General features: G+C 41.7%; 1 pseudogene. It reads right to left on the reverse strand.

The features are described 5' to 3' along the window. Positions 1-1,033 (reverse strand): annotated as a pseudogene (locus NG833_RS31050) (ISAs1 family transposase); the annotation flags it as partial. Positions 1,034-1,060: the final 27 nt, after the last annotated feature.

Raw genomic sequence — 1,060 nt, forward strand, 5'->3', positions numbered from 1 at the left:
TTATTAAATCCATAATCGCGGTATATATTAAGTGCAAAATTTCGAGCAACTGTCCAAATTTGAACTAAAGGGGTTGTCCGGATGCGAGAAGCATCTTCACCTTGAGTTACATCACGCACATAATGAACCTTGTTTTCTACTCCCCAATAACCTCGAATTCGCTTGTCAAATTGTTCGGCACTTGCCATCAAAGAAGAAACATAAAAACGAGTTTCCACGCTACTTTCGATAATGTTGGCTCGATGAATTTCGCGATATGAAATAATCCGAATTAGGGTTCTTATTCCAGGAAATTCAGGAATATTCTCTAGCTGATTACTAATACTAACCGTGCGTTTCTCAACTCGCCCATGTCCAACATTGTTCGATTCATGAGTCTGAATTGCTTCAAAATTTTTTTGGACTGCTTCAAGCAGACCCGATTGGTTCCCGAGGAGTGCACCGATGTAGTCATTTCCACTTTCTATAATGATTTCAGCAGTTTTTTTTGGGTACTGATTGCATCAAAAGCAAATACTACCCCCTTGAGAGCCAGGTTTTTGATAAACTCAGGTAAGGCCGTGATTTCGTTGGTTTTGGAATCAACTTGATAGGGTTCGAGAATTAACCCTCGTTCTACAATGTAAGCACTTACTAACATAATTGCTGGATGAGAATCTACATCAGGGTTGTCACTGATGGCCTCATAAGACCCTCGTAAAACTTTGCCATCAACTGCAATGGTTTCACTCTCTATTGGCTCAATTCCAAAAAAACGGGAGAGGCAGTCCGAATATTTTTTTACACTAATTCGTAGTAATGTTCGTCGAATTGTACTATAGGAGGGTAAGCGGTTTTTCTCAGGTTTGAACAATTCCACCAGCTCATCATGGTAGGACTTTAACCAATCTCCAATCGCTAGAAACCCACGATTTCCCGCAGCAACACTAAGGGTAAATAAGGCTAGACATAGGCTTTGTTGATGCCGCCTTCCGGCTTGACGACGGCAATCCTCTAGCTGGGCAAATACTTCAACGATGGCGAGCTGGGACATCTTGACCTGACTCCGAGAGTGAGATTA

The organism is Oscillatoria sp. HE19RPO, assembly GCF_024220515.1.
In the GTDB taxonomy this organism is placed as follows: domain Bacteria; phylum Cyanobacteriota; class Cyanobacteriia; order Cyanobacteriales; family Laspinemataceae; genus Laspinema.